The 12,051-nt window shown below is 33.0% G+C and carries 15 protein-coding genes and 1 pseudogene; 7 read left to right on the forward strand and 9 right to left on the reverse strand.

Features of this window, described 5'->3' with window-relative positions; genetic code table 11:
* The first annotated feature begins 62 nt into the window (after positions 1–62).
* From P5P90_RS09070 to P5P90_RS09080, 3 genes are all read left to right on the forward strand, one after another.
* On the forward strand, positions 63–461 hold the full coding sequence (locus P5P90_RS09070; RefSeq protein ID WP_278034395.1) for a hypothetical protein: 399 nt from the start codon (positions 63–65) through the stop codon (positions 459–461).
* Positions 462–491: 30 nt separating this feature from the next.
* Entirely contained in the window at positions 492–1,013 is a 522-nt protein-coding gene (locus P5P90_RS09075) for a helix-turn-helix domain-containing protein (protein WP_278034396.1), read from the forward strand.
* Between the two features lie 107 nt (positions 1,014–1,120).
* Complete coding sequence (locus P5P90_RS09080; protein WP_278034397.1) at positions 1,121–2,113, forward strand: TlpA family protein disulfide reductase; 993 nt, start codon at positions 1,121–1,123, stop codon at positions 2,111–2,113.
* A 38-nt stretch (positions 2,114–2,151) separates the two neighbouring features.
* On the opposite strand, the gene P5P90_RS09085 is transcribed toward P5P90_RS09080, so the two are convergent.
* The gene (locus P5P90_RS09085) at positions 2,152–3,111 is read right to left on the reverse strand and encodes an HU domain-containing protein (protein WP_278034398.1); all 960 of its coding nucleotides are present in this window, start codon (positions 3,109–3,111) and stop codon (positions 2,152–2,154) included.
* Positions 3,112–3,213: 102 nt separating this feature from the next.
* Here P5P90_RS09085 and dprA point away from each other — a divergent pair, with 102 nt between their 5' ends.
* The gene (dprA, locus tag P5P90_RS09090) at positions 3,214–4,314 is read left to right on the forward strand and encodes a DNA-processing protein DprA (protein WP_278034399.1); all 1,101 of its coding nucleotides are present in this window, start codon (positions 3,214–3,216) and stop codon (positions 4,312–4,314) included.
* 62 nt (positions 4,315–4,376) lie between these two features.
* On the forward strand, positions 4,377–4,967 hold the full coding sequence (locus tag P5P90_RS09095; RefSeq protein ID WP_278034400.1) for a hypothetical protein: 591 nt from the start codon (positions 4,377–4,379) through the stop codon (positions 4,965–4,967).
* Between the two features lie 126 nt (positions 4,968–5,093).
* On the opposite strand, the gene trpS is transcribed toward P5P90_RS09095, so the two are convergent.
* Together trpS and P5P90_RS09105 are read right to left on the reverse strand one after the other, a co-directional pair.
* Positions 5,094–6,071, reverse strand: coding sequence for a tryptophan--tRNA ligase (gene trpS, locus P5P90_RS09100; RefSeq protein WP_278034401.1), 978 nt, complete (start codon positions 6,069–6,071; stop codon positions 5,094–5,096).
* Between the two features lie 135 nt (positions 6,072–6,206).
* A complete protein-coding gene (locus P5P90_RS09105; protein WP_278034402.1) occupies positions 6,207–6,584 on the reverse strand; it encodes a GxxExxY protein in 378 nt (125 codons plus the stop codon).
* A 109-nt stretch (positions 6,585–6,693) separates the two neighbouring features.
* On the opposite strand from P5P90_RS09105, the gene P5P90_RS09110 reads away from it, so the two are divergent.
* Complete coding sequence (locus P5P90_RS09110; RefSeq protein WP_278034403.1) at positions 6,694–7,440, forward strand: lysophospholipid acyltransferase family protein; 747 nt, start codon at positions 6,694–6,696, stop codon at positions 7,438–7,440.
* A gap of 62 nt (positions 7,441–7,502) precedes the next feature.
* On the opposite strand, the gene P5P90_RS09115 is transcribed toward P5P90_RS09110, so the two are convergent.
* The 6 genes and pseudogenes from P5P90_RS09115 to P5P90_RS09140 form a co-directional block, all read right to left on the reverse strand.
* Positions 7,503–7,928 (reverse strand): hypothetical protein, encoded by a 426-nt coding sequence (locus tag P5P90_RS09115; RefSeq protein WP_278034404.1) that lies wholly within the window; start codon positions 7,926–7,928, stop codon positions 7,503–7,505.
* Positions 7,929–8,097: 169 nt separating this feature from the next.
* Entirely contained in the window at positions 8,098–9,105 is a 1,008-nt protein-coding gene (gene recA, locus P5P90_RS09120; protein ID WP_278034405.1) for a recombinase RecA, read from the reverse strand.
* Between the two features lie 179 nt (positions 9,106–9,284).
* Positions 9,285–9,800, reverse strand: a complete 516-nt coding sequence (locus P5P90_RS09125) for an acyl-CoA thioesterase (protein ID WP_278034406.1) — start codon at positions 9,798–9,800, stop codon at positions 9,285–9,287.
* Between the two features lie 16 nt (positions 9,801–9,816).
* Entirely contained in the window at positions 9,817–10,200 is a 384-nt protein-coding gene (locus tag P5P90_RS09130; protein WP_278034407.1) for a DoxX family protein, read from the reverse strand.
* 5 nt (positions 10,201–10,205) lie between these two features.
* Entirely contained in the window at positions 10,206–11,354 is a 1,149-nt protein-coding gene (locus P5P90_RS09135) for a DNA polymerase III subunit (protein ID WP_278034408.1), read from the reverse strand.
* A gap of 159 nt (positions 11,355–11,513) precedes the next feature.
* Positions 11,514–11,690 (reverse strand): annotated as a pseudogene (locus P5P90_RS09140) (transposase); the annotation flags it as partial.
* Between the two features lie 94 nt (positions 11,691–11,784).
* Here P5P90_RS09140 and P5P90_RS09145 point away from each other — a divergent pair.
* Positions 11,785–11,874: a hypothetical protein gene (locus tag P5P90_RS09145; protein ID WP_278034409.1), complete on the forward strand. Its 90-nt coding sequence runs from the start codon at positions 11,785–11,787 to the stop codon at positions 11,872–11,874.
* Positions 11,875–12,051: the final 177 nt, after the last annotated feature.

The following is a 12,051-nucleotide window of genomic DNA, read 5'->3' on the forward strand; positions in this document are numbered from 1 at the left end:
CCAATTATAGCAACGACTCAATTTAATAATTATCTTTATACCAATTTAATACAAAATAATTTATGAATTCCTTTTCATTACCAAAAAACATAAAGGAGAAAGATGTGCATGGTAATTCAGGGGTTTGGTGGCACGAAAACAATCCCGGACCATTACAAAAACTACCTTTTATCCGTCAGTTTGGTAGTATGAAATTTTCTAAAGTGCGTATTGATGAAACTATGCGTCCGCACCTCAATGACGGAATTGAAATTCATTATGTAAACAGCGGAAAATACGACTGGGTTATCGAAGGCAAAGAAATCGAACTCTTACCCGAAAATTTATCAGTTACGGCACCCTGGCATGAAAATGGAAGCCTTTCGGGCATCATGGATATAGGTCAGATTAACTGGATTATTATCAAACCTTCTGAATTCAGCAAAGACAAAGCCTTAGATTTTGGTAGCTGGAGCAAATAATCGAAAGCATTTCAGCAAAGTTTAGGTGAAATGATTGGCGATGCCAACAATGCCGTACTGGAAAAAGCTAAAAACTTCAAAAAGTATTTTGACGAATTACGAAACGAATTGGCTTATCAGGAAGAAGGTTTTGAAATCAAGGTACAAAACATTCTGGAAAATCTGTTTATCGATTTGCATCGTCAACTTTCGAATAAAATTCATAAAAACCAAGAAAGCGATAACTTCATTGAAAAATTAAGCCAACTAATTGAAAGTGATTTGACTAAAAAATGGCACATTGAGGACCTTGCTTCTGTTTTTAATATGGGAAAAACCAAATTCACTTATGAAGTAAAAAAACTTACTGGATTTCCTCCCAACAGCTTTATTATCAGTCTCAAACTGGAAAGAGCCATTAATTTAATCAAAAACAACAGTCAAGTAAATATGGCAGAAATTACCTATAGCTGCGGATTTTCGTCATTGCAGCATTTTACTTCTACTTTTTCACAACGTAATGGGATTAGTCCTAGGAAATTCCAGATTCAACAACAGAAAAAAAGGAAATAATTACCACAATCCAACAAACAAATCCGTTAATAAATCCTTAATATTAAATCAGATATACGCTCGATTACATACATTTGGGCAACAAAATTCAAAAAACCATATAAAAAATGAAAAAACTAACTTTCCTTTTGTTTCTTTCAGGAGTTTGTTCATTTGCGCAAACAGCAATTGAAAAAACTAAGTTTACAGCTTCAATTGCAAACAGATCAATTGACACCATAGTAATAGTTGGCGCCCAAAAATACGAGAAAAAAATTCCTGTAAATTCCAAAGGACAATTTCAAGAGGAACTTACGGTACCTAAAGGATTTTATAGATTGACTTATGGAGAAAATATGACCAATTTGTACTTCATTCCAGGTAAAGACATTGAACTGAACACGGATGAGAAAAAATTCAATGAGAACCTAACTTTTAAAGGAAATGGAGCTAATGAAAACAATTATTTAACCCAAATTATAGCCCGAACAAACAAACTTGTAGCAGACATTTACAATAAAGATCAAGAAGCATTTGATAAAGCAATAGCTGAGCAAGATGAAACTGAAAAAAACATATTAGCAAAGGCAACTATCGATCCTGAATTCAAAGAAAATATTACAAGAAGTTACGAATCCAACTTAAGCAGAATTAAAAGTAATTATTCTAATATTCAAAAATCGAAAGCCTTAATAGGAAAAGCGGCTCTGGATTTTGAATACGAAAACCACAAAGGAGGAAAAACCAAATTGAGCGATTTAAAAGGGAAATATGTGTATATCGATATTTGGGCTACTTGGTGTATGCCTTGCCTAGGAGAAATTCCATACTTGCAAAAAATAGAAGAAAAATACAAAGGAAAAAATATCGAATTTGTGAGTATCTCTGTTGATGTTGAAAAAGACTATGAGAAATGGAAAAACATGGTTACTGATAAACAACTAGGAGGTATCCAATTAATTGCTGATAAAAACTGGAATTCAGATTTTGTTACTACTTATGGAATCAATGCAATACCACGATTCATCCTTATTGATCCACAAGGTAATTTCATCAGTAGCGATGCCGAAAGACCTTCGTCACCAGAGTTAGTTACTCGATTAGATTCATTATTAAAATAACTCCAATAAAAAAGCCTTTCTAAAGAAAGGCTTTTTTATTAAAGTGATTCAACCAGCAACCAGGCATCTGGATTTTCTGATTCACGAACTTCATTTTTCACTTTTTGAGCTTCGGCATAAGTAGCAAAACTTCCATATAAAACAGGATACAAACCATGTTTATTTATCTCTAATCGGCGGGCATTATATCCTTCTTTTACCAACTTTTTATAGATTTGTTCTGCATTTTTTTCATCTCTAAATGCACCTGCCACAACGTGATACGGCATTTTCACTTCTTTAACTTCTTCTTTATCCGATTTAACAGATAGCGTTACAGGAGCCATTGGTGTTTTAATAAAGAAAGTAGCTTCTTGAATTTTAGCTTGTATTTTCTTTTGTACCGCTTTCTCTACTAAAACCGTTTGTGTTTCTATTTGATTATTATATACTGTGTAAGCTGCAGTACCCGCTAAACCTAATCCAAGAATAAAGATAGCAGCATATTTTAAATACGAACGTCCCGTTCTTTCTTCAGGAACTAAAGCAATTACTTCCCTATCATCAATAACAACTAAATCTTGTTCTTCACTTGCATCACGTTTTACGGCTGGCGCTATAAATGAAGACAATCCAAAAGAAGCAGTCAAATAATTCTTTTGTTCCGATGGGGTAAAAATCAAATTATCGGTAGCATTCAAAACAAAACTACCTACATTTTTAACCATTAAGGCTCTGTTTTGTTCTAATTCCTTTTTCCAATTCAAAACCTGATACTGAATAGCACTTATCGCATATTCATAAGAAGTTTTTTCAGCTCTAGCAATATGATTGGCTAATAATCCATCATTGTTTTTAATGTTGGTATTAAAAGAAATCAATTTTTTAGGCGGATAAAAAGAATTAGCGCTCTCAACCCATTGCGCTGACTGGATTTCAGTTAAAAATGCACCGAAACCAGGAACAGTAACGCATTGATAACGATACAATAGTTGGCTTATGTAATGTTCTATATTCATATATACAAAGTTATACATACAATATAGTTATCAAAATTTTATTCACAATTTTTATTAACAATTCAGAAGAAAATTTATACATTTCAATTTCAAATATTTACCATGACAACATCTGAATTATTTTACATATTAGCACTGCAAAAAGTAGAAGGTGTAGGCGACATTATGGCTAAAAAACTAATGAGTCATTGCGGTTCGGCAGAAGCTGTTTTTAAAACCAAAACACAGCAATTAGCAGCAATTGATGGTGTAGGCAGCTCACTATTAAAGAATTTGAAAGATGAAACCGTTTTTGACAAAGCTAATAAGGAATTGGAATACATTCAAAACAACAACATCAACGTTAGTTTTTTTCAAGATGAAAATTATCCAGACAAACTTAAACATTGTGTGGATGCCCCTGTATTACTATTTAGTGCCGGAAACATCGATTTAAAAAACCGAAAAATCATCAGTATTGTAGGCACACGCCAAATTACTTCCTACGGAACGGAATTTTGTAAAAAACTCATTGAAGATTTGATTCCACTAGATCCGGTAATTGTTAGTGGATTTGCTTACGGAGTGGATATTGTAGCACACCAACTCGCCATAGAAAACAATTTGCAAACCATAGGAGTATTAGCGCATGGATTGAATCAAATTTATCCTAAAAACCACAAAAAATACATGGCTAAAATTGAACAAAATGGCGGTTTTATGACCGAATTTTGGAGTTCCAGTAATCCTGACAAAGAAAATTTTGTTAAAAGAAACCGCATTGTGGCAGGTATCTCCGAAGCTACTATCGTCATTGAATCGGCTGAAAGAGGCGGTTCATTGATTACTGCAAACATGGCAAACGACTACAACCGTGATGTTTTCGCGGTTCCGGGTCGCGTAACCGACAAATACAGCACAGGCTGTAACAACCTCATTAAAACCCAAAAAGCAAATGTACTCACTTCTGCCGCCGACTTAGTTTATATGCTGAATTGGGACATTAAAGAAGAACCCAAAGCGGTACAAAAACAACTCTTTGTTTCCCTAGATAACGACGAACAAAAAATATACGACTACCTTCTAAAAACAGGCAAGGAATTGATGGACATCATTGCTTTGGAATGTGAATTCCCTATTTACAGAGTTTCCAGTATTTTATTGAATATGGAACTCAAAGGCGTTATTAGACCTTTGCCAGGGAAATTGTTTGAGGCGATTTGATAATTTGACCGCAGATTCGCAGATTAATAATTAAATCTATTAACTTCTTCTATAAAATATTTATGAAAAAATTACTCTTTTTATTATCATTCATAATCTTAAGTTGCTCTTCAGATCAATATGATTTTAAAAGTATTGAAATCATGTCTTATTATTATAGTTATGAAGACAATTCCAAAGTTAGTATAGACAGAATTTTTTACTCCTACATCAATTCAAATGGACTATCTCAAACAATAAAAAGAACAGGCCCAACAGGTGAAGAAAAATATTATGTATCAAAAACAGACCCCAGACTTTTAAACAGTATTGTTTCTGAAACAAAAAACAAGGATGAAAATTATTTTAAACAATCAATAGATACTTTAGACATCGATATTTATGATGGCCCAATAATTCGTTTTAAAATAACCGATAAAAATATGAAAACTAAGAGTTTTACTTTTGATGAAGGTAAAGATTTAAAAAAACTTAGTCTTTATTATAATTTATACAAAACACTAAATAATTCTTTAAACATCAGACCTCTGGACAATTCAATTTTAGAAAAACAAAAGAAATTTGAACAATTTGCAATAAACAAAGACACTTCAGAATTAGTAGTTCCACGTCCTCCAAAAATGAAAGTTAAATTTATAAAAATAAAGAATTAAAATTTTGAAAAATAAAAACCCGACAGGTTTTTGAAACCTGTCGGGTTTATAACTATCAGAAAACCGAAAATTCGCAAATTGCATAACTATTTAATTTGCGAATTTGTGGTCAAATATCTTAAAAAACTATCGCTGCTCAAAACCTAATTTTTCTCGTACTCTGGCTAAAACACCATCAGCTACAGCCGAAGCTTTCTCAGCTCCAATTTTCAATAGCGCATCCACTTCCTGAAGATTGTTGATATAGTAGTGGTACTTTTCTCTCTCTGTTTTGAATTTCTCGCAGATTAACTCAAACAAAGCTTGTTTGGCATGACCATAACCATAATTTCCAGCTAAATAATTAGCACGCATAGTTGCAATTTGCTCTTCATTGGCTAATAAAGAATAAATCGCAAAAGCATTACAGGTATCCGGATTTTTTGGTGCTTCAAGTGGTGTACTATCCGTTTCAATACTCATTACCTGCTTGCGCAAAGATTTATCGTCAAGAAAAATATTAATGATATTATTAGCCGATTTACTCATTTTTCCACCATTGGTACCCGGAATTAACATACTATCATCCTGAATTTTAGCTTCAGGCAATACGAATGTCTCCCCCATTTGATGGTTGAAACGAGAAGCTACATCACGTGTCATTTCTAAATGCTGCAATTGGTCTTTTCCTACCGGAACAAATTCAGCATCATACAATAAAATATCTGCCGCCATCAACATTGGATACGAAAACAAACCTGCATTCACATCGTCTAATCGATCGGCTTTATCTTTAAATGAATGTGCCAATGTCAACCTTTGATACGGAAAGAAACAGCTCAAATACCAAGACAATTCTGCTGTTTTTGGTACATCAGACTGTCTGTAGAAAACTACCTTATTCACATCTAATCCAAAAGCTAGCCAAGCAGCCGCAACACTATACGTATTATTTCTTAAAACTTCTCCGTTTTTTATTTGGGTTACCGAATGTAAATCGGCAATAAAAAGAAAAGATTCATTTGCTGAATGATTAGACAATTGAATTGCCGGAATAATTGCTCCTAGTAAGTTCCCTAAATGTGGAGTCCCAGTACTTTGAACTCCCGTAAGTATTTTTGCCATTATAATGTATTTCTAAAGCTGTATTCTTGATTTAACGCAAAGTTTACAAAGATTTCGCAAAGTTCACAAAGTTTATGTTCTTTTTCTACCGCAAAGAAAGCAAAGTTTTTTGCAAAGTTCGCAGTATTAACATTTTTATAAATTATTAACTACTCTTCTTATACCGTCTTTCAATAGAATTTCATTAAAATTAATACGTAATCCAAGTTTAAAATTACCCAACTTTAAATAAGTCAAAGTCTGAGCAAGATGAATTACATCCAAAGCTTCAACACTTTTAAGTTCAATTACTAATTTATTTTCAACTAACAAATCAACTCTATAACCGCAATCCAATTTTACCTCTTCAAAAATTACGGGCAAAGCCTTTTCTTTCTCAACAAAAAAACCTGCTTTGTTAATTTTATAAAACAGACACTCTTTATATGCATTCTCCAAAAAACCAGGCCCAAGTGCTTTGTGCACCTCTATTGCAAAACCAATAACTTTTTTAGAAATTTCATTTTCTGTCATCTTTGCTTTTTTTACTTTGCGAAAAAACTTTAAAAACTTTGCGGTTAAATCCTACCAAATTTAATTGATTTTAAACAATAATTCCTTTTGAATCCTTATTTTTGAACCTATGAAGAGCATCAAAATAATTTTATGGATTTTATGGCGCATTTGGTTTTACATCCTTATGGCTGTACCCATATTAGCATTTTTCCCTATTTTAATTCTAACTATTTTATCTGAAAAAGGATATCCTTATTTTTTTAAAATAGCCAGAATTTGGGCCAAATTCATTCTTCTTGGCATGGGTTTTCATTACAAAGTAGAACGTGAAGAAAGCATTGACCCTAAAAAAAGTTATATGATTGTGGCCAATCATACTTCGATGACGGATATTATGTTAATGCTGGCTGTTGTCAAAAATCCTTTTGTATTTGTAGGCAAACAGGAATTGGCTAAAATTCCGATTTTTGGTTTTTTCTACAAAAGAACCTGCATTTTAGTCGATCGTAAAAATTCGCAAAGCCGAATGGCTGTTTTTACGAAAGCGCACAAAAGAATTGAACGTGGACTGAGTGTTTGCATCTTTCCAGAAGGAGGTGTTCCTGATGACGAATCAGTCATTTTAGACCATTTTAAAGAAGGCGCTTTTAAATTGGCCGTTCAACATCAAATTCCCATTTTACCAATCACATTTGCAGACAACAAAAAACGATTTCCTTATACCATTTTTGCTGGTTCTCCAGGCATCATGCGTGTAAAAATCCATAAACTAGTTGAAACCAAAGGCAAAGACGAATCAGATAGAAAAGAAATCAGGGAAGCTGTTAGAAATACTATTTACAATCAGCTTTTAATTTTTGAAAAACAAACTTAAAACTAATCACAAAAAAAAGACTGTCTTTTCAGACAGCCTTTTATCAAATAAATAAAACCATTTTAGTTTGGAGTAGTAGCCGCAGCTACAACAACTTCCACATTTTCAAACGTATCCTCTCCTGCAGAATTTTCTCCTTTATAAAACTTAAAAGTATAAGTTCCCGCTGTTAGAGGCGAAAAATTAAAAGAAACTTCTGTAAGCGCAGGTGTTGAATTATCTGCGCAAGTTTCACCTACCTTTACAGATGAATGAATACCTATTGTTCTTGTATTATTTTCTGAATAATAATAAATGCCACTGTAAATATGACAAGGGGTAGGTTTTTTGTATTTCAACTTGATTTCGTGAGATTGACCTACTTTAAAGGTTTCAGGTAATGTATAACTTTCTACAGGCAGAACCATATAATTATACCTATCTCCTTCATCTAAACTACAACTTAAAAAAGTAGTCATTAAAACTAATAGCAATGCAATTTTTTTCATTTTATAATTTTTTATGTTAATCATGATTCATTAACTAGACTACTAAACCATAAAAAGGTTGCTTCTTTCAATACATTTTTTTTCAAATAAAATTCGCAATGCCTTGTAGAAACAAAAAAATGCCCAGTATAAACCAGGCATTTCTAATAAATTCTATTATTGAATTGAATTAATTATCAGCTAATTCTTTGATTCTTGATTTGATTTTTTCTTCTAATTCGTCAGCTAATTCAGGATTGTCTTTAATTAACGATTTCACAGCGTCGCGACCTTGCCCTAACTTCGTTTCTCCATAGCTAAACCAAGAACCTGATTTTTTAACAATTTCGAATTCTACTGCTAAATCCAAAATTTCTCCCGTTTTAGACACACCTTCACCGTACATAATATCAAATTCAGCAACTTTAAACGGAGGTGCTACTTTATTCTTAACGATTTTCACTTTGGTTCTGTTACCTAAAACATTTTCACCATCTTTAATTTGTGTAGAACGACGGATATCTAAACGAACAGAGGCATAGAATTTCAAGGCATTACCTCCCGTTGTTGTCTCTGGACTTCCAAACATTACTCCAATTTTATCTCTTAATTGGTTAATGAAGAATACGGTACAATTTGTTTTACTAATCGTAGCGGTCAATTTTCTTAAGGCTTGCGACATCAATCGAGCGTGTAATCCCATTTTAGAGTCACCCATTTCGCCCTCAATCTCACTTTTTGGAGTCAAAGCTGCAACAGAGTCAATTACCACAATATCAATAGCACCCGAACGAATTAAATTTTCGGCAATTTCTAAAGCTTGCTCTCCGTTATCGGGTTGCGAAATGATTAAATTTTCGATATCAACACCTAATTTTTCAGCATAATTTCTATCAAAAGCATGTTCCGCATCAATAAAAGCGGCAATACCGCCTGCTTTTTGAGCTTCGGCGATAGCATGAAGTGTTAAGGTTGTTTTTCCTGAAGATTCTGGTCCGTAAATTTCAATAATTCTTCCTTTTGGATAACCACCTACTCCTAGTGCTAAATCTACCCCTAGAGAACCTGAAGAAATGGTTTCTACTTCTTCAATGGCTTTATCCCCCATTTTCATAACCGTACCTTTTCCGTAGGTTTTATCCAGTTTATCAAGGGTAAGCTGTAATGCTTTCAATTTGGCTTCTTTCTCTGTACTCATCTTCTATTTCGCTTTTCTATCGTTAAATTATTCTATTTTTCTACTAATTAGAAAATTACAAAGCCTTTACGTTCTTCCTAATTTTTATTAGTTTTTAATTTTTAAGGTTCGTAAAAATACTTCTTTTTTTGATGTTATTTTTCAGTTTGAAAAAAATTTAGAATCAAAAAAATAAAATTTTATGTAAATAAGGCTTTCAACTCTGTTGCTTCGCTAGGTTTCATTTTTCCTGCTAATACTAAACTCAATTGTTTGCGTCTTAAAGCAGCATCGTAACGTTGTTTTTCTAATTCGGTTTCAGGGATAATAGGAGCTACTTCTACTGGTTTTCCATTTTGATCTACTGCCACAAAAGTGTAAATCGCTTCGTTTGCCTTAGTCTTTACACCTGATTCTCTATCCTCCACCCAAACATCAATATAAACTTCCATAGAGCTCCTAAAAGCGCGGGAAACCTTTGCCTCAATAGTCACTACACTTCCTAAAGAAATAGCCTTAGTAAAAGCCACATGATTCACCGAAGCTGTTACGGTAATACATCTGGAATGTCTTTGACCAGCAATACTGGCCGCACGATCCATTCGTGCTAATAATTCTCCTCCAAATAAATTATGGATATGATTGGTTTCACTAGGCAAAACCAAATCGGTTAATATCGTTAAGGATTCTGATGGATGTTTAGGAGTTAAAGACATAGCTTGATGTAAAAAATTAGTTTAACCAATATACCGCCATAACTGCGGGTATGTAATAAATAACGATGGTTCTTGCTCCATCATAATCTTTGGCCAATCGCTGACCAAAAAGCATCATCAATAAAGTAATACATGAAAATACGGCACCATAAAAACCAAAGATTCTTCCATTATTTACGTACAATTCGATACAACCCACAAAACACAAAATTGTTGAAATTAACTCCATAATTACCAAATTAATTAAAGCTAATTTAACATGATTCTTTAAAATTGTTTTTGCAAAATGCCCTTTTAACCAAGTCATGTTATCTTGCCAATAAAATAATTTTTCGTAACTCGACTGTAAAAAAGTAATCCCAAAAAATACTAATAGTAAAAAAGAGGCTGGATTGTTCATAACAATTATTTTTTATGGATTAAACGTGTTAACTTGATAGATAAATCGGTTAAAATGATTTTTGCATTTCCATTGCGCTCAATATGATACATGGCATCCGAAAGCTCTTTAAAAATATCCTGAATATTATTTCCATTGACAAAGGGAGCAAAATTTTCTAATTTGAATTTATCTACTTTAGGTTCAAAATAGACCAAACTTGGCGCTTCATAATTAAGCAACAAAGCCTGACGAAACATCTCCATACAAAACTGAAGAAATTTTTTCTGTGCTTCCCTACCTAAGGCCGCTATTTTTTCACTCCAAAGTATCAAATCCTGTATCGCAGCAGCATCTTTTTTTGCCTTAAAAGCAGCACGAACCCAAGTAACAAACCATTGTTCAAATGGATGTTCTTCGTCGTTATCGTGTAACAAATGCAAAGCGGCATTAAAATTACCTTGTGCCTGATGCGCCAGTTTTGAAGCGAGTTTTGAATCAATTCCTTCACGAGTTACCAACGCATCAGTGATAACCGATTCGCTCAAACCATTGAAATGCAATATTTGACAACGCGAACGAATGGTTTGTATAATATCCTCTTCATTTTCGGCAATCAAAATAAAAATGGTTTTTTCTGGTGGCTCTTCGAGTAATTTCAATAATTTATTAGAAGCAGCGATATTCATCTTCTCTGCCATCCACACAATCATGATTTTATAACCTCCTTCGTAAGCTTTTAAGGATAATGATTTTAGAATTTCCTGAGCATCATCAACGCGAATTTCTCCTTGTTTATTTTGCACTCCTAATACGGAATACCAATCAAAAAGACCTCCATAGGGATTTTGAAGAACAAATGCTCTCCAATCGGTAATAAAATCAATACTTTTGGGATTTTTCTTTACCTCATCGGTAGTAACTGTAGGATAAGCAAAATGCAAATCGGGATGGGATAATTTTTGAAATTTTAGATTACAGGCCTGATTTTCACCCTCATTCTCTCCGTTTGCATTACTACATAAAATATATTGAGAATAGGCAATTGCCATAGCCAAAGTTCCACTTCCTTCTGGACCAACGAACAACTGTGCATGGGGTATTCTTCCCAAATCAGCCGTTCTTGTGAGATGGTTTTTAATGTGTTCTTGTCCTAAAATTTCAGAAAATTGCATGAAGCAAAGATAGCAGAAAATGGATAAGTCTAAAATTTTAGATTATAAAGTTTAAACGTCTAAGTAAGAACCAAATTTAAATTGCTCTTCAACTTTTAACTAAACCACTATGAACTGAAAGTCAATAGATTTGGTTGTCAGACTTAAAGTCTCATATTGCTAGTCTTCAATTATGAAGTTATCATCATTGTTTCCATTTGGATTTCTGTGATGTTCCAAATATTCATTGACCATTTCATCTGTGATATTACCAGAACACCAACACCCAAAGCCTATTGCCCAAAAATGACACCCCCAATATCTTTTCTTTAGTTCTAGGAATTCGACTTGTAGTTTTTCATACATGAAAAAAAATTGAAAGAGCACAATATCTTTTGCAACTACTGATAAAACATTTTTAGAAATTGCACTAGATACTGGCTTTTCAAATTTGCCGCACTTTTCGAAAATATTTAAACAAATTGTAAGTCTTACACCTGGAGAATACCGCAGTAAAAATGATTTTTACCTCAACAATTAAAACGCTAACTCCATTTTAAAAAAGCACCAATTTCTCATCTACAAAAAAATGTCATTAGAAATATTTTTTTTAAATTGACAACTATAAATCAAAATAATTGAGTATTTACATCGTTTTCGTTATAAAAAAACGGATTTTTTAAAGTTTTGAAATTTTATAGTACTAGAAAATTTCTAT

This window comes from Flavobacterium nitratireducens (genome assembly GCF_029625335.1).
GTDB lineage: Bacteria > Bacteroidota > Bacteroidia > Flavobacteriales > Flavobacteriaceae > Flavobacterium > Flavobacterium nitratireducens.

Bases quoted from the DNA above. Each gene is read 5' to 3' on its own strand.
- P5P90_RS09070 (WP_278034395.1), top strand. From the start codon at position 63: ATGAATTCCTTTTCATTACCAAAAAACATAAAGGAGAAAGATGTGCAT.
- dprA (WP_278034399.1), top strand. From the start codon at position 3,214: ATGACAACATCTGAATTATTTTACATATTAGCACTGCAAAAAGTAGAA.
- P5P90_RS09115 (WP_278034404.1), bottom strand. From the start codon at position 7,928: ATGAAAAAAATTGCATTGCTATTAGTTTTAATGACTACTTTTTTAAGT.
- P5P90_RS09075 (WP_278034396.1), top strand. From the start codon at position 492: ATGATTGGCGATGCCAACAATGCCGTACTGGAAAAAGCTAAAAACTTC.
- P5P90_RS09080 (WP_278034397.1), top strand. From the start codon at position 1,121: ATGAAAAAACTAACTTTCCTTTTGTTTCTTTCAGGAGTTTGTTCATTT.
- P5P90_RS09105 (WP_278034402.1), bottom strand. From the start codon at position 6,584: ATGACAGAAAATGAAATTTCTAAAAAAGTTATTGGTTTTGCAATAGAG.
- P5P90_RS09125 (WP_278034406.1), bottom strand. From the start codon at position 9,800: ATGTCTTTAACTCCTAAACATCCATCAGAATCCTTAACGATATTAACC.
- trpS (WP_278034401.1), bottom strand. From the start codon at position 6,071: ATGGCAAAAATACTTACGGGAGTTCAAAGTACTGGGACTCCACATTTA.
- recA (WP_278034405.1), bottom strand. From the start codon at position 9,105: ATGAGTACAGAGAAAGAAGCCAAATTGAAAGCATTACAGCTTACCCTT.
- P5P90_RS09085 (WP_278034398.1), bottom strand. From the start codon at position 3,111: ATGAATATAGAACATTACATAAGCCAACTATTGTATCGTTATCAATGC.
- P5P90_RS09110 (WP_278034403.1), top strand. From the start codon at position 6,694: ATGAAGAGCATCAAAATAATTTTATGGATTTTATGGCGCATTTGGTTT.
- P5P90_RS09095 (WP_278034400.1), top strand. From the start codon at position 4,377: ATGAAAAAATTACTCTTTTTATTATCATTCATAATCTTAAGTTGCTCT.
- P5P90_RS09130 (WP_278034407.1), bottom strand. From the start codon at position 10,200: ATGAACAATCCAGCCTCTTTTTTACTATTAGTATTTTTTGGGATTACT.
- P5P90_RS09135 (WP_278034408.1), bottom strand. From the start codon at position 11,354: ATGCAATTTTCTGAAATTTTAGGACAAGAACACATTAAAAACCATCTC.